The sequence below is a fragment of the Thalassospira sp. ABD4_177 genome, assembly GCF_056160125.1.
Genome location: NZ_JBSWWO010000002.1, coordinates 375,437 through 394,528 on the forward strand (window position 1 = coordinate 375,437; position 19,092 = coordinate 394,528).

General features: G+C 53.0%; 20 protein-coding genes and 2 tRNA genes. 10 read left to right on the forward strand and 12 right to left on the reverse strand.

Going from position 1 to position 19,092, the window contains the following annotated elements; all coding sequences use genetic code 11:
* The first annotated feature begins 29 nt into the window (after nt 1–29).
* Nucleotides 30–638 (forward strand): NADPH-dependent F420 reductase, encoded by a 609-nt coding sequence (locus tag ACXAF0_RS14530; protein ID WP_475346572.1) that lies wholly within the window; start codon nt 30–32, stop codon nt 636–638.
* 123 nt (nt 639–761) lie between these two features.
* Nucleotides 762–1,517, forward strand: coding sequence for an SDR family NAD(P)-dependent oxidoreductase (locus ACXAF0_RS14535; protein WP_475346573.1), 756 nt, complete (start codon nt 762–764; stop codon nt 1,515–1,517).
* A 417-nt stretch (nt 1,518–1,934) separates the two neighbouring features.
* Here the strand turns inward: ACXAF0_RS14535 and ACXAF0_RS14540 are convergent, their stop codons facing one another.
* A complete protein-coding gene (locus ACXAF0_RS14540; protein ID WP_475346574.1) occupies nt 1,935–2,621 on the reverse strand; it encodes a class I SAM-dependent methyltransferase in 687 nt (228 codons plus the stop codon).
* A 296-nt stretch (nt 2,622–2,917) separates the two neighbouring features.
* A complete protein-coding gene (gene guaA, locus ACXAF0_RS14545) occupies nt 2,918–4,471 on the reverse strand; it encodes a glutamine-hydrolyzing GMP synthase (protein ID WP_475346575.1) in 1,554 nt (517 codons plus the stop codon).
* 290 nt (nt 4,472–4,761) lie between these two features.
* Between guaA and ACXAF0_RS14550 the strand changes: the two genes are divergently transcribed.
* Nucleotides 4,762–5,052 carry a hypothetical protein gene (locus ACXAF0_RS14550; protein ID WP_475346576.1) on the forward strand — a complete coding sequence of 97 codons (291 nt, stop codon included), beginning with the start codon at nt 4,762–4,764 and terminating at the stop codon, nt 5,050–5,052.
* A gap of 131 nt (nt 5,053–5,183) precedes the next feature.
* Here ACXAF0_RS14550 and ACXAF0_RS14555 read toward each other — a convergent pair whose 3' ends face one another.
* The 5 genes from ACXAF0_RS14555 to ACXAF0_RS14575 all read right to left on the reverse strand — a co-directional run bounded on the left by ACXAF0_RS14555 (nt 5,184) and on the right by ACXAF0_RS14575 (nt 11,166).
* Nucleotides 5,184–6,521, reverse strand: a complete 1,338-nt coding sequence (locus tag ACXAF0_RS14555) for an RsmB/NOP family class I SAM-dependent RNA methyltransferase (protein ID WP_475346577.1) — start codon at nt 6,519–6,521, stop codon at nt 5,184–5,186.
* A gap of 201 nt (nt 6,522–6,722) precedes the next feature.
* Nucleotides 6,723–8,189: an IMP dehydrogenase gene (gene guaB / locus ACXAF0_RS14560; protein ID WP_475346578.1), complete on the reverse strand. Its 1,467-nt coding sequence runs from the start codon at nt 8,187–8,189 to the stop codon at nt 6,723–6,725.
* A 207-nt stretch (nt 8,190–8,396) separates the two neighbouring features.
* Nucleotides 8,397–8,921 (reverse strand): PAS domain-containing protein, encoded by a 525-nt coding sequence (locus ACXAF0_RS14565; RefSeq protein ID WP_475346579.1) that lies wholly within the window; start codon nt 8,919–8,921, stop codon nt 8,397–8,399.
* A 187-nt stretch (nt 8,922–9,108) separates the two neighbouring features.
* Nucleotides 9,109–9,915, reverse strand: a complete 807-nt coding sequence (locus ACXAF0_RS14570) for an RlmE family RNA methyltransferase (protein ID WP_475346580.1) — start codon at nt 9,913–9,915, stop codon at nt 9,109–9,111.
* A 60-nt stretch (nt 9,916–9,975) separates the two neighbouring features.
* Nucleotides 9,976–11,166, reverse strand: a complete 1,191-nt coding sequence (locus tag ACXAF0_RS14575) for a Ppx/GppA phosphatase family protein (protein WP_475346581.1) — start codon at nt 11,164–11,166, stop codon at nt 9,976–9,978.
* A gap of 245 nt (nt 11,167–11,411) precedes the next feature.
* Between ACXAF0_RS14575 and ACXAF0_RS14580 the strand changes: the two genes are divergently transcribed.
* From ACXAF0_RS14580 to ACXAF0_RS14600, 5 genes are all read left to right on the forward strand, one after another.
* A tRNA-Gln gene (locus ACXAF0_RS14580) sits at nt 11,412–11,485 on the forward strand.
* A gap of 102 nt (nt 11,486–11,587) precedes the next feature.
* A complete protein-coding gene (locus ACXAF0_RS14585; protein WP_475346582.1) occupies nt 11,588–11,848 on the forward strand; it encodes a GIY-YIG nuclease family protein in 261 nt (86 codons plus the stop codon).
* A gap of 2 nt (nt 11,849–11,850) precedes the next feature.
* Nucleotides 11,851–12,405, forward strand: a complete 555-nt coding sequence (locus ACXAF0_RS14590) for an AbiU2 domain-containing protein (RefSeq protein ID WP_475346583.1) — start codon at nt 11,851–11,853, stop codon at nt 12,403–12,405.
* A 116-nt stretch (nt 12,406–12,521) separates the two neighbouring features.
* Nucleotides 12,522–12,595 (forward strand) — tRNA-Gln (locus tag ACXAF0_RS14595).
* Nucleotides 12,596–12,837: 242 nt separating this feature from the next.
* Entirely contained in the window at nt 12,838–13,230 is a 393-nt protein-coding gene (locus ACXAF0_RS14600) for a GFA family protein (RefSeq protein ID WP_475346584.1), read from the forward strand.
* Here the strand turns inward: ACXAF0_RS14600 and ACXAF0_RS14605 are convergent.
* The 4 genes from ACXAF0_RS14605 to ACXAF0_RS14620 all read right to left on the reverse strand — a co-directional run bounded on the left by ACXAF0_RS14605 (nt 13,227) and on the right by ACXAF0_RS14620 (nt 15,982).
* Nucleotides 13,227–13,835 carry a 5-formyltetrahydrofolate cyclo-ligase gene (locus ACXAF0_RS14605; protein ID WP_475346585.1) on the reverse strand — a complete coding sequence of 203 codons (609 nt, stop codon included), beginning with the start codon at nt 13,833–13,835 and terminating at the stop codon, nt 13,227–13,229. The two genes, ACXAF0_RS14600 and ACXAF0_RS14605, sit on opposite strands and share 4 nt — an antisense overlap.
* Nucleotides 13,836–13,976: 141 nt before the next feature.
* Nucleotides 13,977–14,183, reverse strand: coding sequence for a cold-shock protein (locus ACXAF0_RS14610; protein ID WP_008892097.1), 207 nt, complete (start codon nt 14,181–14,183; stop codon nt 13,977–13,979).
* A 200-nt stretch (nt 14,184–14,383) separates the two neighbouring features.
* Entirely contained in the window at nt 14,384–15,061 is a 678-nt protein-coding gene (locus tag ACXAF0_RS14615) for a hypothetical protein (protein ID WP_475346586.1), read from the reverse strand.
* A gap of 177 nt (nt 15,062–15,238) precedes the next feature.
* Nucleotides 15,239–15,982 carry a hypothetical protein gene (locus ACXAF0_RS14620; RefSeq protein ID WP_475346587.1) on the reverse strand — a complete coding sequence of 248 codons (744 nt, stop codon included), beginning with the start codon at nt 15,980–15,982 and terminating at the stop codon, nt 15,239–15,241.
* A gap of 318 nt (nt 15,983–16,300) precedes the next feature.
* Here ACXAF0_RS14620 and ACXAF0_RS14625 point away from each other — a divergent pair, with 318 nt between their 5' ends.
* Nucleotides 16,301–17,326, forward strand: a complete 1,026-nt coding sequence (locus tag ACXAF0_RS14625) for a GGDEF domain-containing protein (protein WP_475346588.1) — start codon at nt 16,301–16,303, stop codon at nt 17,324–17,326.
* Nucleotides 17,327–17,542: 216 nt separating this feature from the next.
* Complete coding sequence (locus ACXAF0_RS14630) at nt 17,543–18,577, forward strand: hypothetical protein (protein WP_475346589.1); 1,035 nt, start codon at nt 17,543–17,545, stop codon at nt 18,575–18,577.
* Nucleotides 18,578–18,670: 93 nt separating this feature from the next.
* Here the strand turns inward: ACXAF0_RS14630 and ACXAF0_RS14635 are convergent, their stop codons facing one another.
* Complete coding sequence (locus tag ACXAF0_RS14635; RefSeq protein ID WP_475346590.1) at nt 18,671–19,003, reverse strand: hypothetical protein; 333 nt, start codon at nt 19,001–19,003, stop codon at nt 18,671–18,673.
* Between the last annotated feature and the right edge of the window lie 89 nt (nt 19,004–19,092).

The window sequence follows — 19,092 nt, forward strand, 5'->3', positions numbered from 1 at the left end:
ATCGACATCGCATATCAAGGAGATGGACAATGAAGATCGGAGTTATCGGTACCGGCATGGTCGGAAAAACACTTGCCACAGAATTTGCCAAACTGGGATATCAGGTGCTTCTCGCAAACAGCCGGGGAAAAGACGCTGTCGCAAGCAGCCTTGAAGGTTCTGGCACCTCAATCACCCCCTCAGAAACCTCTGATGCCATGGCATGCGACGTGGTTTTCCTGTCTATTCCCTGGACAGGGGTCAAGGATCTGCTCGAAACCGAGACACCAAAGAAGGCCCGAATTCTTGTCGATACCACGAACATATTTCTGACTTACCCGCCCAACGCCAAAATTGACGATCTCAAAGGTGCGTCTGGCAGCGAGATCATTGCCAAGCTTGCTCCACATGCAAGCATTGTGAAGGCATTCAATACCCTTCCTCTTAACATCATGTTCGCGCCCGCCCCGGCCAACATGCAACGTGTCCTTTTCGTTGCCGGTGATGATGAAGCTGCCATCTCCACGGTCGCCTCACTGATCACGGAGCTTAAACTCCGCCCCGTGACACTTGGATCATTAGCGACCGCAGGCCGCCAAATGGAACTTGGTGGCCCCTTAAGCGCCCTTGAACTTTTGGCGCGGACTAAAGCGAAGTAGTTGCGAAAACGCCCTTCGCTCAGTCGCACCACTCCATCCACAACGTAGACCATTGCAATTATGCGCGGCAGTGACAGCACCCAGCTCAGTCATCAGGCAGCACATAACCTTAAGGAGCCTCCAATGAACAAACCTCTTTCTGGAAAATCCGTCCTTGTAACCGGCGGATCGCGCGGGCTTGGCGCAACAACAGCAGCCGCATTGGCAGATGCAGGTGCCGATGTCGCAATCAGTTACGCAACGCATGACGAGAAGGCCAAAGCCGTTATCGAAAACCTCAAATCGAAGGGGGCACGTGCTTATGCATTCAAAGTCGATCAGGGCGATCCATCAGCTTCCGAACCGTTAATCCATCAAGTTGTCGAAAGTTTTGGCAAGCTGGACATCCTGATCAACAACGCTGCGGTAGCATGGCAAGGCAAGACCATTGATGATCCCGAAATCGACAATTCGGCGATGGACCGCCAATGGTCAATAAACACCCTTGGTGTCATTGCAAACATTCGCGCTGCCGCCAACGTCATGCCCGACGGTGGGCGTATCATTTCAGTCGGTTCAGGCTTGGGAACGCGGATCGCATTTCCAGGCACAACAGATTACGCAGCAACCAAGGCAGCGGTGGTTGCCTATTCCAAAGGGGCAGCCCGTGACCTTGGACGACGAAACATCACGGTGAATGTCGTCCAAGCGGGCATAATGGACACAGACATGGCGTCCGGATCAAAAGACAATCTTCCCCCGATCATTATGGACAGCCACGCGATCCCGCGTTTTGCAACACTAGAGGAAGTTTCCGCAGCTATCCTGTTTCTTGCCGGACCTGACGCTGGCTTCATCACTGGAACGGTCATGGACGTTAACGGCGGGTTTACCGCTTAGAGCATCGAACTGGCAAAGTGGCTCAAACACCAGAAAACATCTTAGCCTATCACTATGTAACCCGGCCCAACTCCGAGCTTTACGAGGCTAGATGGAATTATGGGAGCAACCTTGTTTTTTCTTGGCGCCACTCCCGTATCAGTACAAATACAAACAGAGACTTTTAATGAATCATTTAATTCATAATCATCTAAAACGATGGCGACATGTGGGATAAAAATATATCGAAAAGTTCGTTGACGCTGAGCACCTCTTGTTGCCTCCGCTATTGAAAAATTTATTCTACTAAATGCACCTAGACGATTTTTATAAAATCATCATGTGCCAAATGAATGGCACAACGAATTATCTTGATGATAATATTGCGCCAGCAATACAATTAATATTCGGCAACACAGATTCTATCGAAAATTCCTTTTACACTTTAGACGCCCGCACATAGAGGGTTTGCTCATCATCATTTCGGCGAGGGAACTCAGGAAAGCGGTCCAACAAGTCTTTCTCTCGAACTTCTTCCACGTTGGCAAACCCGCTTTTTTTTAGGGTGTAGGATAACAAATTGAAATCAAATAAATTCTTATGCTCACCATCTTGATGGAACAGCTCGTTAATCATCTGAACACTTGGGTATCCATTCAAGCTGTACTTGGGATATCGGGATTGCCTTGCTTTAACAAGGGATTCAGCCCCATCAGATATGTATGCTTCGCATATTTTCTTGATGCATGGACAGCTTAAATAGATGACTCCACGTTCTTCGGTAATACGATAAAATTCTCTGAGAACTGGGATCAACTCCCTTGTCAAATCCAAATGTTCAATAACATGCTGGGATACGATACTTTCAAAATGCCCCGTCGGTAAAGGGAACACCCCTCTTGAAAAATCAACATTAATGTCGGAATTAACGATATCAACATTCAACCATCCATCTACCCTCTTAGCCCCACAACCAAAATGTAGTTTTTTGGGGAATGTATTGTTCATTTTTAGATATGCTTTTGACATCTTTTTAGTTTGAAGTCTGGCTCTAAGTTTCGTCAGATCCCAAGCCAATGCCTTCAAAGTGGGAAAAAACACTGTTCCTTTTAAAAAACTTTTCATCACCAAACTCCCCACAAGTAAAACCTTACGTAAACACAAATAAATACTGCTCTAAACCACATGGTTACTCATTTCGAAAATGGTGCTAATTTTCGTTATGTACTTACTAACTATCCATTGGGTATTTGCAGCGCGGAAGAAAAATTCTCGGGTTGGGAATTCACCAATTCGATTCTCATGCCAAACATTCGATTCTGCCCACCAGCAGCCCCAAACCTTTAGACCAACTCGTAGTCAAATGAACAAACGGCAAGAAAGACAAGTTGGGCTGTATTCTTTTTCAGTTATCAGAAAACTTATTCCCACTCAATCGTCCCCGGGGGTTTCGAGGTGAAGTCGTAGGTGACACGGTTGATGCCGTTGACTTCGTTGATGATGCGGTTGGCGATGCGGCCGAGCAGTTCTGGCGGGAACGGGAAGAAGTCTGCCGTCATGCCGTCGGTTGAGGTTACCGCGCGCAATGCACAGGCGTAATCATAAGTCCGGCCATCGCCCATGACGCCGACGGTGCGGACTGGCAACAGCACGGCGAAAGCCTGCCAGATGGCGTCATAAAGGCCGGCATTGCGGATTTCTTCGAGATAGATCGCGTCTGCCTTGCGCAGTACATCAAGCTTGTCACGCGTGATCGGCTGGCCCGGAATACGGATGGCAAGGCCCGGACCAGGGAACGGGTGACGGCCGACAAAGCTGTCAGGCAGGCCCAGTTCACGGCCCAAATCACGGACTTCATCCTTGAACAGTTCACGAAGCGGTTCGACCAGCTTCATGTTCATGCGTTCCGGAAGACCACCAACGTTGTGGTGCGACTTGATCGTGACCGACGGGCCGCCGGTGAAGGACACACTTTCAATCACGTCGGGATAGAGCGTTCCCTGTGCCAGGAAGTCGGCACCACCGATTTTCTTGGCTTCTTCTTCGAATACTTCAATGAAGAGACGGCCGATGGTTTTGCGTTTAACTTCAGGGTCTATTTCACCTTCGATCGCGCCGATGAAGGTTTCCGAGGCATCCACATGCACCAGCGGAATGTTGTAGTGGTCACGGAACAGCGAGACGACCTGATCGGCTTCGCCCGCACGCATGAAACCATGATCGACAAACACACAGGTAAGCTGATCGCCAATGGCTTCGTGGATCAGAACCGCGGTGACAGAGCTATCAACACCGCCCGACAGACCGCAGATGACCTTGCCATCACCGACCTGCTTGCGGATTTTGTCGATCGCATCGTCCTTGTAGGCATGCATGGTCCAGTCGCCCGAACATCCGGCAACACCATGCGTGAAGTTCCTGAGAAGCTGCGCGCCATGCGGGGTATGAACCACTTCCGGGTGGAACTGCACGGCGTAGAATTTCTTCTCGTCATTGGCGATGGCGGCAAACGGCGCCCCGTCTGACTTGCCAACAACGCGGAAGCCATCCGGCAGCGCATCAACACGGTCGCCATGGCTCATCCAGACCTGCTCGCGTGCGCCTTCGGCCCAGACCCCTTTAAAAAGCTCGCAATCCTCGATCACATCGACAAACGCACGACCGAATTCACGATGATCGGAGGTCGAAACCTTGCCGCCCAGCTGATTGACCATGGTCTGCTGACCGTAGCAAATGCCCAGAACCGGAATGCCCAGCTCAAACACCTTTGCCGGTGCCGAGGGTGCCTTGTCCCAGTGGACCGATGCCGGACCACCCGAAAGGATCACGGCCTTCGGGGCATATTCATCCAGAAACGCGTCCGAGATGTTGTTAAAAGGATGGATCTCGCTATAGACACCGCTTTCGCGCACGCGACGTGCAATCAGCTGGGTGACCTGGGATCCAAAATCAATAATCAGCACGCGATCAGTCATCGGGCCGTATCTCCGTCGAAGATTGGGTTGCGCCGTACATACGCCAAACCATCGTCATGGGCAACCCGGCGCAGGTGGTCGTCCAACGATGCATTCAAAAAACTTTTCCAAACCTTGCGAGACGGGATGGTCAATTGCGGCGGTTTTGCGCGCAAGCCTCCCCGAAAATCCCACAATTGGTCCCTTTTTTCTGCGCAATAGCCGCGCAGTATCCATCCTAACGGAACGCGGGAAACACCCCGTCCAAGCATGAGCAGCACACGATCACGCAGAGCAAGGGACACATTATCATGAGCAGTTCTACCGGCAGTAAAATCGCCATGGCCGTTGCGGGCCTTATCCTGATTGCGGGTACGGCAACCGCCATTGCCATGACCCAGAAAGGCGGCGGCACCACCCTGCCCGTCATCAACAGCGAAGAAGCCGCACCGAGCGAAAGCAGCAAAAGCCTGATCCCCGATAGCGTCGAGGAAATCGTTCCGGGCATGAAAAACCTTGAGAACGGCGACGCATCCAAAGGCGATGGCAACGCGACCGGTACCGGCAGCATCTTTGACGAACCGGTTCAGTCCACCGAGTAACGCATTCTTGCGTTCACGGTTAAACAAAATCGGCCCTGCGAGCACCACTCGCAGGGCCTTTTCCTTTACAGGCAGAGTAAGGGCGGTATGAGGCTTGGCTTGGATTTCATATGCCATGCCCACCAGTGCCATTACTTTACCTTGCCTTTTGCCGTGCGTTCAAACACGGCAACAAAGAAGCCATCCGCGCCATGGACATTCGGCGACAGACGCAGCCAGGGCTTGTCCTTGCCGCCCGGGACTGGCACCGATTTCGGCGCGTCCGGCCAGATTTCACTGATCGGCACAGGTTTGAAGTCCTTGCGGTCACGCATGAAGGTTTCGATCAAACGTTCATTTTCTTCGGGCATGATCGAGCAGGTCGCATAAATCAGGCGTCCGCCCCTGGTGACCTTGGCCGCACCGGCCTTAAGAATTTTGCTTTGCTGGGCCATCAGGGCGCGCAGATCGCGCTGCCCGATGCGCCAGCGCAGTGCCGGGTTACGACGCAGCGTCCCAAGACCCGAACACGGTACATCCAGTAACACGCGATCAAAGAAGCCTGACTTGTTACGCAGCCAGCTGTCACGTTCATCGGCAATGATGCGCTGCTGAATGCAATCGCCTGCGCCCGCGCGGCGTGCACGTTTGCGGGCATTGTCCAGACGACCACCATGGGTATCGCAGGCAAGAATGCGGCCCTTGCCGCGCATGTCTGCGGCCATGCCAAGCGTCTTGCCGCCACCGCCTGCGCACATATCAAGGATCGTCATGCCGGGCTTGGCGCCCACAAGGTTGACGCAGATCTGGGATGCCTCGTCCTGAATTTCGATCAGGCCGTCTTTATAGGCCTTGGTCACCAGCATGTTGAGACCAAGCGGCAGGCGCAGACCATTGGGCGCATAAGGCGTGCGTTCGATATCCTTGATGCCATCGGATTTCAGCGATTTGATCGCGTCTTCGACGGAACCCCGCAGGCGATTGACGCGCAGGTCAAGCTTGGCCGGCTGGTTATAAGCCGCCATTTCGTCTGCCAGATTTTCATGATGGAGCTTGAGCAGCTCCGCATAGAGCCATTTCGGCAGTTCGGTTTTGACCGCACCTGGCTGCGCATCGTGATCAAGGCTGTTGCCAGCAAGCTTGTTGGCAAGATGCCGTTCATTCGGGCGCAGTTCATCGGGGCAGAACTGATCGCCGTTAAACAGGCCCTCGATGGTGTCGCGGTCCATGCCGTCATGCAGGACAAGCTCGGCGATCATGCGCGCGCGGCCGTCCTGAAACTGATAATCGCATTCTGCCAGCCACCAGCCCAGACGGGCCTGATGGCGGATCAGGTTATAGAAACGTTCGCTGATTTCACGACGATCCCCGCCACCGATATACCGGCGTGATCCGAAATAGCCTGACACAACGCGGTCGGCGTCATCTCGGTTATGGGTCCAGCCATCGTAAAGTTCGATAACGGCTGCTATGCGGGCACCGGGTTTCAAAGCGAAAAATCCAACCTGTTTGCGGGTGATGAACTGCTTCGCATATGGGAAGCACACCAACACCTTACGATAAAAAAGCTGATGACGGCAGGAAGACCTGCCGTCATCGAAATTTGAATGCGCCTCATATCATGGCAAGAACCATTCGCCAACAGCGTCAAACGCAGGGCTGATCCGCCAATCAGCAGGCGCAAAACCCAATCAGCCGCCCGGACGATAGTTCGGCGCTTCGCGGGTGATGGTCACATCATGGGCATGGCTTTCACGCAGGCCCGCATTGGTGATGCGGACAAACTCGGCACGCTCGCGGAAGTCGGCAAGGGTTGCTGAACCGGTATAGCCCATCGATGCCTTAAGACCACCAACCAGTTGGTGAATGATCTGGCCAGCCGGGCCTTTGTAGGGAACGCGACCTTCAATGCCTTCGGGAACCAGTTTCAGGTTATCCTGAACGTCCTGCTGGAAGTAACGATCCGCCGAGCCACGTGCCATAGCACCGACCGAGCCCATACCGCGATAAGACTTGTAGGAACGGCCCTGATAGAGGATGACTTCACCGGGTGCCTCGTCGGTACCGGCCAGAAGCGAGCCGACCATGCAGGTATTTGCACCGGCTGCCATCGCCTTGGCGATATCGCCGGAAAACTTGATGCCGCCATCGGCAATGATCGGCACACCAAGCTTTTGCGACATTTCACCACATTCAAGAACGGCGGTCAGCTGCGGGACACCAACACCGGCAACGATACGGGTCGTACAGATTGAGCCCGGGCCGATACCGACCTTGACGGCATCGGCACCGGCTTCTGCCAGGGCCTTGACGGCGTCGGCAGTTGCAACGTTACCGGCAATGATCTGGGTGTCGCCAACCTGTGCCTTGATCTGCTCGACCGCCTTGATCACACCCGCCGAATGGCCGTGTGCGGTATCAATAACGAGAACGTCCACACCGGCCTCAACAAGGGCGGCGGCACGTTCGAAACCGGATTCCCCGACACCCGTTGCCGCAGCAACGCGCAGACGACCGCTTTCATCCTTACAGGCGTTCGGGTGCAGCTTGGCTTTTTCGATGTCCTTGACCGTGATCAGGCCGGTGCAACGATAGGCCTCGTCAACCACAAGCAGCTTTTCAATGCGGTGTTGGTGAAGAAGCTTTTTGGCCTCGATCGTTTCGACATTCTCGGTCACCGTGACCAGACCTTCATGGGTCATCAGTTCGGAAACCGGCTGCGACCGGTTGGATGCGAAACGCACATCACGGTTGGTCAGGATACCGACCAGCTTGTTCGAGCCACGCTCGACAACCGGAATACCGGAAATGTGGTTGGCATCCATCAGGTCGAGCGCATCTGCCAGCGTCTGATCGGGATGAATGGTGATCGGGTTAACGACCATACCCGATTCGAACTTTTTCACACGGCGAACTTCTTCGGCCTGCTGGGCGATATCGAGGTTCTTGTGAATGACCCCCATGCCGCCATGCTGTGCCATGACAATCGCCATTGCGCTTTCGGTAACGGTATCCATTGCCGAGGAAAGCAGCGGGATTTTGAGTTCAATATTCTTGGTAATGCGGGTGTTGGTCTGCACCTGAGCAGGCAGCACTTCTGATGCTGCGGGTTTGATCAATACGTCGTCAAACGTCAGGGCTTCGGCAATGCGGGTCATCTGGCCACCTCGTTAATCTGAGTTGGCGCGGAATTTATACACGTTATGCCCCAAATGCCAAGTTTTGTGCGCCCATAACAGCCCTGTGATTTTATTGATGCTTTATTTTGCGCATTCCGTTAGAAACTGGTCGATGGGGCTGCCGTCAGGCAAGCCCCTTTTTTGTTTCTGCGAATGCAGGCTTTCGGGCAAGCGCCAGAACAGGCCCTAAAGGCTGAAGACGAACTGGTCGTAGTCCATCCCGGCATCGGCAAGCAGGCCAGTGACCATCTTGATCCCGCGCGCCATGCCTTCCTTGCGGTTGGCTTCCTTTGCTTCTTCGTCACAAAGCGCCTTATAGAGCGGGATGACCTTGTCAACCGCATCACGGCGCGGCACACGACGGTTGGAATGATATCCGATGATTTTGCCATCCGGACCAAAGGTCGGCGTGACATTGGCCAGAACCCAGTAATGATCACCATTGGCGCTGCGATTGATCACATAGGCGAAAATCTCGCGCCCAGCCTCAATGGTTTGCCATAGCAGGGCAAAAACAGATCTGGGCATGTCAGGATGTCGGATGATGCTATGTGGCTGACCAAGGATATCGCGTTCCCGATATCCGGCGACACGCAGGAACGTGTCATTAGCATAGGTTATTCTGCCTTTGAGATCGGTCTTGGAGACAATGATCTCGTGCTCGTCAAAATGACGCTCCACACCTGTCAGGCTTAAGTTGTCCTGTTTCATCAGATAATTCCCACAAGCAATGGCCACCCCACATGGCCCGTTCCACCCATTCTGCAAGGTTTTTACCTTGCCCTCTGATCATTAAAGCCAACAGCCTGATCAGGGTTTGATGTAACGCAACAATGCCTGAAGAATTATAACTATTCCAGTCTAGCACCTTGTGGATACTGGAATAATTTTTCGCCTGTTATTCGACAGGCGACCAGCTGTCGTCTTCGCGAATCTCGGCATTCTTGATGTCGTCTTCGGCGTTGTTCTGCCCGCGGAAGCCGGTTGCAATCAGATAGGCCTCGGGGCTTTCGGGGCGCGATGCCGGCGGCTTGGCGTGTTTGGTGACGCGGAAATTCTTCTTCACGCGGTCAAGCAGGTCATTCTCCGTTCCGCCCTTGAACACCTTAGCGATGAAAATGCCGCCCGGTGCCAGAACTTCTTCGGCAAACAGAAGCGCATGTTCGACTAGATCGATAATCCGGATATGGTCGGTCTGGCGATGGCCGGTGGTTTCCGGCGACATGTCGGAGATCACGGCATCCACCGGGCCCTGCAATTCATGCTTAATCATGTCGGGCGCCTGGATGTCGAGGAAATCGGCCTGCAAACAGGTCGCACCCGAAATACCTTCCCATTCAAGGATATCAAGGCCAACGACCTGACCCTTGCCATGTTTGGAGCCGACCATATCAACCGCGACCTGCGTCCAGCCACCCGGGGCGGCGCCAAGGTCAACAATGCGCATGCCGGGTTTCAGCAAATCGAACTGGTTGTTGATTTCAATCAGCTTGAAGGCCGCGCGGGATCGATAGCCCAAGCGTTTGGCTTCCTGCACATAGGGATCATTGAGCTGGCGATCGAGCCAGCGCGTCGAGGACAGCTTGCGCCCCTTGGCACTTTTCACCCGCGTGCGCAGGCCACGGCGTGCGCCGGTATCGATGGCTGCAATGGCCGAACCCTTGCGGCGGCGCTGCCCGCCTTTTCCGCTGCGATTGTCGCTCATGATCTATCCTGAACTGAATTCTGTTTTGGTCAAACCTGTCGGGACACAAACGTCAACCGATCAGGAGGAAGCCGGAATATGGGACACTGTATGACGGCGTGCGTCGCACGGGTCAATAGCATGGCCGTCTGCACGCATCAAATCGACCAGAATGCCTTCGCGCAGGCCACGGTCGGCAACCTTGAGCGTCGCCAGCGGCCAGATATCACGAATCGCGGCAAAGATCGCAGCGCCGGCATCCATCAACTCAGCACGCTGATTACCGATGCAAGGATGGCCCTTGCGCTTATCCGATCCCATCCGCAACAGCAATTCAGTCACGCGTTCCGCATCATCAAAGCGCAGATCTGACCCATCAACCTTGTGGCGTTCATACCGTTCAAGACCAAGGGCAATGCCACAGAATGTGGTGACGGTGCCCGATGTGCCAACCATCTGGACCTTGTCATCATCAAGCATGTCCGAGCAGCAATTGCGCTGCGCGAATTCTTTGAGACGCTGGCGGATTTCGCTGCGCATGGCTTCAAACCGTTCGCGGCGTTCCTCAACCGTGGCATACCGTTCGGTCAGGCACAAAACGCCACACGGCATCGAAAGCGTTTCAATGCACTGGGTCTTGCCGGTTTTATCCACCTTGATCCAGCAAATCTCGGTACTGCCACCGCCAATATCGAACACCACCGCATAGGGGCGCTCATCAAGCAGTGCCGAGCAGGCCTGAAGCGCCAGGCGGCTTTCTTCATCCGGGTTGATGATATCAAGTGAAATACCGGTTTCATCAAACACGCGACGCACGAACTCTTCGCGGTTATCGGCACTGCGGCAGGCCTCGGTCGCGACCGCACGCAGTTTCGCACCGGGATGGCGGCGCAATTTTTTGGCACAGACACGCAGCGCGTCAATTGCGCGATCCATCGCCGCATCACACAGATAGCCCTTTTCACGAACACCTTCACCAAGGCGGACAACGCGCGAAAAGGCATCAATGACCTTGAAGCCATCATTACAGGGACGCGCGACCAGAAGTCGGCAGTTTGAGCTGCCAAGATCAATCGCGGCATAAATCGGGGCGGTGATGCAATCGACCATGCGTGACGATTTGCCACCATGATCCGGCACGTGAACGGCGGTTCCCGGTTGCGGCATGCCCGGTTTGTCCGGACCATCCAGCACGGCATGCCCGCCCATTGCAGCGCCGCCTGCCGGGCTGCTGGCCCTGTGCGTGTTGCTATGGGGAGAAACGTGCTTCACCTTTCGAAAACCTGCCTTTTGTTGCGTGCGCATATTCCGTATCGCTGATCATCAAGACATTTATGTGACGATCTTGCGAATCAACTATATGAGTGTAACGACAATCCCCCGCAAGGCAAATCCCGTATGCTGTAATCGCATGGTTGAACAGATCGAAACAAAAAAGGGGTTGCCAAAACCGGGCGGGTTTTATACATAGCGGCCCACACCGCGCCGCATGTCGTGCACGGTGGACCAAGTTTTGTTGGGGAATAGGTTAACGGTAGACCTACGGACTCTGACTCCGTCAGTCCTGGTTCGAATCCAGGTTCCCCAGCCAGCCTTCGCCTACTAAAGTAGGCTACGGCTTGGCTAGCCAAGTAGTCGCCCCACATTCATGAATGGCGAAGGCTGACACGCCGAAGCTATGCGGAGGCGGTCTATGAAAGACATGCAATATGTCTATATTCTTCAAAGCCTTAAATTCCCAGAAAAGTACTACATCGGTTGCACACACGATGTGGAAGCGCGTCTGAAACGCCATAACAATGAACCAAGCAGCTCAGGCTCCAGGCACACCGCAAACTATGGGCCATGGAAAATTGTAAATTTCTTTGGCTTTGAAGATGCCGATAAGGCTTTTGCTTTTGAAAGATACCTCAAAACTGGCTCGGGCAGAGCTTTCTGCAAGAGGCATTTTTAGGGATGAACAAACTGCAAAAAGAATTCGAAGCTTTCCGGCTTGAGTGCATATGGCTCAAGCAAACCCACTATACCTTTCAACAATTGTTTGAAAGCGGCCAAGGAACTGCTCAACTCCTACACAATAGCGCTCCTTTGTTTTTCAGTGACCTCAACCGAATTCTGATCGAGTACATTTTTCTCCAAGTTTGCAAGATAACCGACCCAGCAAAGACGGGAAAAAGAAGCAACCTCACCTTGGATTCTATAAATCATGAGCTTGAGAAAAATCGTTTATTCAGCGAGGAGCTAAAAGAGTATTCCGACGAAATTATGAGATACAGATCCCTTGTTCAAACTGCTCGCAATCGTCTTGTGTCTCATTTGGATACGGATAGTGTTTTGGCTGGAGAGAGCTTAGGCAGTCACACATCAGAAGATGTCGTTTCCTTCTTTGAATGCTTGCAGAACTATTGCGACACGGTCGGACGGCTAGTCGGAGTTGGCGCCCTGGATTTCAGTCATCCGGGTTGTTCCGGCGATGTACTTGATCTGATATCGAAACTTAAATCAGATTAGCAAAGCTGCTTGTGTTGGTGGTGATTTGAAGCTTACTGCTACAGCTTGACAAGCACATCCTGATCCATTAGGAAACTGCTCCGCAGCGCCGAATATCGGCGTACGCAAAGTCCTGCTGGGGAATAGGTTAACGGTAGACCTACGGACTCTGACTCCGTCAGTCCTGGTTCGAATCCAGGTTCCCCAGCCAGCCTTCGCCTACTTAAAGTAGGCTACGGCTTGGCTAGCCGAATAGTCGCCACACATCCATAAATGGCGAAGGCTGACACGCCGAAGCTATGCGGAGGCGGTCTGTGAAAGACATGCAATATGTCTATATCCTTTAGAGCCTAAAATTCCCAAAAGCCTTACCCATTTCAGACAGCAGCATAATTGCCGCCTGTCCCACTTCGTTTTAGAGTCCCGCATTATTTATCGCGATTGGGGCAGAATATGAAAACCGCGACCGGTGGCTGCTTGTGCGGCAAGATCCGATTTACGACCGAAGGCGAACCCTATCGGGTCGGGCTGTGTCATTGTCTTGATTGCCGCAAGCATCACGGGGCGTTGTTTCATGCCTCTGCCGTGTTTCCCGATCAGGCCGTCAAGGTTGACGGGGAAACAAGAAGCTTTCAGGGACGGCATTTCTGTGCGGCGTGCGGGTCATCGGTCTTTTCGCGCACCGAGGACGAGATCGAGGTGCATCTGGGCGCCTTTGACGCCCCGGACCAATTCATTCCGACCTATGAGCTCTGGACGATCCGGCGAGAAGCCTGGTTGCCTGAACTTCCGATCAAGCATCACTATGAACGCGATCGCACATCAGAAAGCCGTCGGGAGGATTAAGCGATCCGGGTGATCCCCTGATCGGTGATCAACACGTCGACCGGGACGTCATATTGATGGGGCAAAATGTCATCAAGACGGGTTGCCTCAAAGCCGATGCCAATGACCAGTGGCTTGGGATCACATGCCGCCAATGTCCGGTCAAAGAAACCACCGCCATAGCCCAGCCGATAGCCCTGCCCGTCAAACCCGACAAGCGGGGCAAGCAGAACATCGACAGAAACCACGTCTGTTCCCCTGGGTTCCGGGATACGGGCAAAGCCCGGCACCATTTCGGTATCTGGTGTCCATGCCTGAAAGACCATCGGTTGATCCTTGCCCGGTACCACTGGCAAGGCCGCCCTGCCACCGGATGCAATATGCCCTTCGATCACCGGACGCACATCGATCTCGTTCTGGATTGGCCAGTAAAAACCGACATTGGTATTGCCGTGATCGGCCAGGAACGTCGCAAACTGTGTGCGAATTTTATCGGAGAGTTGATGATGGGTCGCCGCATCAAGGCCTGCGCGCCAGCCCAGCAAGGCCCGTCTGACAGCGTGGCGCCATTCTGACTGGCTGGTTGCGTCACCGGTGGCGGGTGCAGCGGGAAGATCAAGGATCATGAATGCCTGGAAAGTTTGCCGGTTTTATCAAAGTCGTTCCGGGAGGCTACATCAAAAACCTGGGCCCAGAAACGCATAACGCGCCGGAAACCCGGCGCGTTAACGGTTGTCAGCAAAGAAAGCTGCAAGCCAGATAGAAATTTAGAGAATGGCGAGTTCTTCTGCCGACATGCGGCCATTGCGACCTTCAATCAGCTCAAACTGAATTTTCTGCCCTTCATCAAGTCCCTGCAGACCAGCACGCTGAACAGCGGTAATGTGCACGAATGCATCTTTGCCGCCCTCGTCCGGGGTGATGAAGCCATAACCCTTGGTCGCATTGAACCACTTAACCGTTCCGGTAGCCATATCCGTAGTCGTCCTTAGTTTAGTATGCGCATTTCCAAAGTCAGAAATGCTTGAAAACAGTCCCTGCCTTACACCGCGCAAGAGCACAATTACCATCAACCAGAAAGCAACCACGCACTTGAAAGATGCACTGCATCGTTTCAATAATTACCGAAATTTTGGCTTAGTGCAATGGATTCATGTATTAAGTTCTTTTTTCACTACCAGATATTATTCGCCATGTGATGTCTATCACCGGGATGCAACCGGCCTGAACCGGATACACCCATAGATAAATCAAACGCAGATACGAATTCCCGCAAAGGTTCTGTGTCGCGACAAATCAGCGACAGATCGACCACAATCACCGGGGGCAAATCGGCCGCGACGATATCGGTCCGACCAAACATGCGGATATTGGTGCTGTCCCCGATGATCCCTGTCAGACGGTTGGCAACCAGAAGGTCGACGGCCTGCTCAAGACTGCTTAAGTCATGCCAGACGACCTCCCCGCGCAGCGAAAGTTCCGGTCGTGGCAAATTGGCAAGGATCCCCACATCCACCTTGGGCAATGCGCGAATATCAATGCCGACACGCTGAAACACCCTGAGTTCAAACCGAACCGTACTGTCAGATGCGATGGTGTTTTCAAAAGTGGCCGGGCGCGAGGCCAGAACACAATCGGTCAATCCACTATCCAGGGCATCGCGAAACCGGTTATAGGGAAACACATCGAACGCCACCGGGCGCATCTGCGCCCCAAGGAGCGTGATAAATTTGCGCTGTGCCGGCAGCGCATAACGCCCCCATTTGGCGTCAAACACGATATTGCTTGCAACCCTGACCGCATCGTTCGCCTGCGCAGCAGAGGCGCCAAAGCCCAGGGCCATAACACCCATCACCCCCAACACCATCCATCGTGCTTTTCGATTGAAGTTTCGGATCACTTGAACGCCCTGAATTTATGGTTATCGGGCTGACGCCGCGCGCAGCGCATCACGGCATAGCAGGCCTTTTATAGCCATATGTGGTCGTCCATCCCGATTACCAGATGCGCCAGCAACAAAGGCACTCACTCAATGGGCATAAACCCTGGGGATCAAGTCGTTGTCACTATTGTGATCATTGCGCAGGTAATGAATCCGCTGATCGAGTGCCGCGACAAACGCACGATTCAGTGGCGTGTCATGACATTGCAGCGTCAAATCAACGACATGAACCGGCGGTAGCGGCGCGGTCTGCAATTCCGGGTCCGTGGCAAAAAGGCCAGCATGGGCAATCAAAACATCGAGGCGTCCGATTTTGACCAGATCTGCCCCCTGATTGATGGTGCGCAGCGCGACCCACTCAATAGGCTGTTCGAAGGGGAGATTGAATTTTGGCAGGGTCGCCAGATATCCAACAGAAATGACATTGTGATTAAACAGGTTTTCGCCGCGCCGCCCATAAACGACCATCTCGAAGCGAATGTCGTAGTTCGAGTGAATGGCGCCGACAATTGGCCTCTGCGATTCGCCAACAATGCAATCGAAATCGTCGCTTTCATAAAGCCCCATCAGTCGGTCAAACGGGACACCGTCATTCCAGGCCATTTTGGGTGCAGCCAGAAGCGCATCATAGAATGTGCGTTGCGCAGCATCGAGCGTCGATAGCCAGCGAGGTGAGACAACAGCGACATTGCCGACTTTGACCTCGCCATACACAGTGACGTCGTCGGATTTCTGTTCATCTGCGCGCAGTGGCACCGCACTCAGGACAAGCAAAATCGTAGCGGATGAAAGCACTTGGACTGCACGAAAAACAAGATGCGATACCATCATTCATCCATCCCCTTTTGCGACACCAGCTTTCTGTGTGACTTCCTTGCCGGCCTTCAAAAAACTTGTGCAAGAAACTCTTGTCATCAAAGGCTTAGCGGCCCATTTATTCGAAATGACTGATTTTGTCATTTTCTCTGGGGTAGAATTGCGTGACAAAGCCCTATGCTTTAGACGATGATAGAGATAACAGTATAGAAAACGTATAAATTACACTCAATTGTGTACGAGCAACCTAAAGCATCGGTTAATAACGGTGCGGGGTTGAAATTGGGACACCGTTAACTGAATGGGTATGGAATTCGGATCGGATAACAGGCAGTGACAGCGACAACCAAGATCGCGAACCCGCGCGATATTGCTCATAGCGTTATGGCGCTCGTTAACGAACTCAACCTGCAGCCTACGCCACAGGTTTATCATGTATTTTACAGCTATCTGACCGATGAGGTTCCCGAACTCAGCCAGTTGATCAAGGTTCTGATCCGCAACACGCAGGACCTTGATGAAGAGACGGTGTTTCGGATTTACCACAAATATCTTGGCACCCACGCGATGCAGCAGCATCTCAAACAAGGGGTCGAGGGACTTCAGTCCGCGGTCGAGCGGGTCGAACAGGCCGTCACATCAGTGATGCGCGATACCGATGTCTTCTGCGGCGAGATTGATGTGGCATCACAGCAACTGCTGGCCGATGACATTACCTTACAAGAAGCGCGCTCTGTCAGTCGCGATCTTTCGGAGAAATCGACCAAGGCGCGCGATACCTACAGCTCGTTTAATGGCAGTCTTGAGGAATATCACAAGGAAGTCCTTCGGGTGCGCACCGAACTTGAGCTTGTCCGTCGCGATGCGTTGACCGATACCCTAACCGGGATTGCCAACCGCAAGAATTTTGACTCCTCTTTGCGTGATGCCGTGACGACGACCATGGAATCCGGTGCGCCGCTGTCGCTTTTGATGATCGACATCGACCACTTCAAGGATTTCAATGACAATTTCGGGCACCGCGCCGGGGACGGGGTTCTCAAAGCTGTGGCCCGGGTTCTGGTCAGTTCAACCAAGGGGGCGGATACGGTTGCGCGCTATGGCGGCGAGGAATTCGCGATCATTCTGCCCGATACGGCCGCCGACAACGCGCAAAAACTTGCCGACAAGTTGCGACAAAACGTTTCAAACCAGCATATTATCAACAAGAAAACCGGCAAGGATTTCGGCAAGTTAACCGTTTCAATTGGCTTGACGGCCTATCATCTTGGAGAGAATATACTGGAGTTTGTGGACCGCGCAGACAAAGCACTTTATATGGCTAAGCAGGATGGTCGAAATACCTGCATTGTCCAATAGACAAACCGCTGCGGAATGCACCAAAACAGGACATAAATAAATACATCTCTGATAACAGAGAGACAGACCATAAAAACAAGAATAATAACCAACAAAACACCGAGCTAACACACGTGTCCGAATAGGCCAAAAGAACAGGACCGATGATCTAACAATCGGGCTTGTCATGTACAACATGGTAATGTGGTGCGCTGGCTTTGCAGGGCGGAGAAGCAGATGAATACACCGAGTAACGAACGTAAGATCGAGCTTGAGCACAAGATTTTCAAAACGTTCGAAGAATGCCACTTTCAGAAGTCTGATGTCTCAGACGAAGCTCTTTTTGTCCTGAAAATGGCAGAAGGATCGGTTGTGTCTTTGCCGCTTAAAGCGATTTGCCGGGAATTCGATATCGACCCGGAATCCAAGGATGGCGATCTGATCAACCTGATCGACAAGGCGCTGAACTTCATCAACGTCCTGCGCCCAGGCGATAATTTGCCACGCGAAGTCCTGACTGGCGAAGCATCCTGGGCTGTTGACGAAGACCACAAGGCGATTGCCTATAACCGTATTACCATGCAGTTGGTGACCTGGATGTCGGGGAGCGAGGAGCTCATCACCGACCCGGACGAACTGATGCAGATCGCCGAAGATCCGAACACCAAGAAAAAGATCAACCAGGCCTTTGACGAAGTTGCCGAGAAGCTTGGCATGGGGAAGGAAAACCGCGAGGAAGTGGTCAACCTTGTCCATCAGGTCGCAGACGAGCTGTCTTATATCGAGACGCTTCGCGTGAAATATCACAAGATCCTGATGGTGGATCGCAAGATGCAGGAACTGCGCCGCATCTATGCCCATGAAAAAGGTGTTCTGGAAACCGTAACACAGGCCATTCGCCTGCTTGATGACGCCAAGAAGAAGTTCGAAACCACGTTTGACGAGCTGGACGCCAATACCGGGGAAATCATGTCGGTTCTGCGCAACTTCACATCCCAGCGCCAGTACATCCGAAGCCAGCGTGACGACCTCTATAAACGTCTGCGCGCCTGGCAGCCGCTGATTGAACAGTGGGAAGAACTCGAACTGGAACGCGGCCCCAAGGCCGTCAATCTGGTCAAAGAGACCTATCAGTTCTTGGCCCCGCGCTTCATGAAGGTCAAGCAATGGCTTTTGATGACCAAGGTGCAGGATGGCGTTTCCGAACAGCATAACTTCAAGAACGAAGACGAACGCATGGGCAAGCTCAAAGGCAAAATGATGCAGTGGTAAGCCCTGCCCGGTCTTCCCCGAAATGAACAAAGGCGCGCTGTTTAGCGCGCCTTTTGTCATATGGGCTTTTTCCAGGTCGCTTGATCAGAAAACCTAGCCGGTCTGATCACCGGTCATCGTGATCTTGAGCGCGATATGATCGTCAAGAACGGCAATCGACTTGGATGCATTGGCCGGAACAGGCACCTTGCGATCGATGCAATAAGCAATCATTGCTGCCGCCAGCTCCGCCCCCGCGGTCGGGACAATGGCCTTTTGTCCTTCGTCGGATGTAATCGTCATACGTGCGATGACTTCCGGTTTGCGTTCGACTTCGAAACTGCTGATCTGACCAGCCGGAAGTGTTTTCCCTGTGCGCCGACCATGGGCCAGAATGGCCTTGATCAGTTCGCCGTCCTCAAAAACGATGCAGCGTATTTCACGCATGGTCGGAAACCCTCAAACAGTTGTTTGATTACATATGGTTGGAATCAGACAACAAAACAAACATCAAACCTCGCGTGCACCATTAGACA

Excerpts from the sequence above, each read along its gene's own strand:
- ACXAF0_RS14530 (WP_475346572.1), top strand. The coding sequence starts at position 30 with ATGAAGATCGGAGTTATCGGTACCGGCATGGTCGGAAAAACACTTGCC.
- ACXAF0_RS14535 (WP_475346573.1), top strand. The coding sequence starts at position 762 with ATGAACAAACCTCTTTCTGGAAAATCCGTCCTTGTAACCGGCGGATCG.
- ACXAF0_RS14540 (WP_475346574.1), bottom strand. The coding sequence starts at position 2,621 with ATGAAAAGTTTTTTAAAAGGAACAGTGTTTTTTCCCACTTTGAAGGCA.
- guaA (WP_475346575.1), bottom strand. The coding sequence starts at position 4,471 with ATGACTGATCGCGTGCTGATTATTGATTTTGGATCCCAGGTCACCCAG.
- ACXAF0_RS14550 (WP_475346576.1), top strand. The coding sequence starts at position 4,762 with ATGAGCAGTTCTACCGGCAGTAAAATCGCCATGGCCGTTGCGGGCCTT.
- guaB (WP_475346578.1), bottom strand. The coding sequence starts at position 8,189 with ATGACCCGCATTGCCGAAGCCCTGACGTTTGACGACGTATTGATCAAA.
- ACXAF0_RS14565 (WP_475346579.1), bottom strand. The coding sequence starts at position 8,921 with ATGAAACAGGACAACTTAAGCCTGACAGGTGTGGAGCGTCATTTTGAC.
- ACXAF0_RS14570 (WP_475346580.1), bottom strand. The coding sequence starts at position 9,915 with ATGAGCGACAATCGCAGCGGAAAAGGCGGGCAGCGCCGCCGCAAGGGT.
- ACXAF0_RS14585 (WP_475346582.1), top strand. The coding sequence starts at position 11,588 with ATGAAAGACATGCAATATGTCTATATTCTTCAAAGCCTTAAATTCCCA.
- ACXAF0_RS14590 (WP_475346583.1), top strand. The coding sequence starts at position 11,851 with ATGAACAAACTGCAAAAAGAATTCGAAGCTTTCCGGCTTGAGTGCATA.
- ACXAF0_RS14600 (WP_475346584.1), top strand. The coding sequence starts at position 12,838 with ATGAAAACCGCGACCGGTGGCTGCTTGTGCGGCAAGATCCGATTTACG.
- ACXAF0_RS14605 (WP_475346585.1), bottom strand. The coding sequence starts at position 13,835 with ATGATCCTTGATCTTCCCGCTGCACCCGCCACCGGTGACGCAACCAGC.
- ACXAF0_RS14610 (WP_008892097.1), bottom strand. The coding sequence starts at position 14,183 with ATGGCTACCGGAACGGTTAAGTGGTTCAATGCGACCAAGGGTTATGGC.
- ACXAF0_RS14615 (WP_475346586.1), bottom strand. The coding sequence starts at position 15,061 with ATGGGTGTTATGGCCCTGGGCTTTGGCGCCTCTGCTGCGCAGGCGAAC.
- ACXAF0_RS14620 (WP_475346587.1), bottom strand. The coding sequence starts at position 15,982 with ATGATGGTATCGCATCTTGTTTTTCGTGCAGTCCAAGTGCTTTCATCC.
- ACXAF0_RS14630 (WP_475346589.1), top strand. The coding sequence starts at position 17,543 with ATGAATACACCGAGTAACGAACGTAAGATCGAGCTTGAGCACAAGATT.
- ACXAF0_RS14635 (WP_475346590.1), bottom strand. The coding sequence starts at position 19,003 with ATGCGTGAAATACGCTGCATCGTTTTTGAGGACGGCGAACTGATCAAG.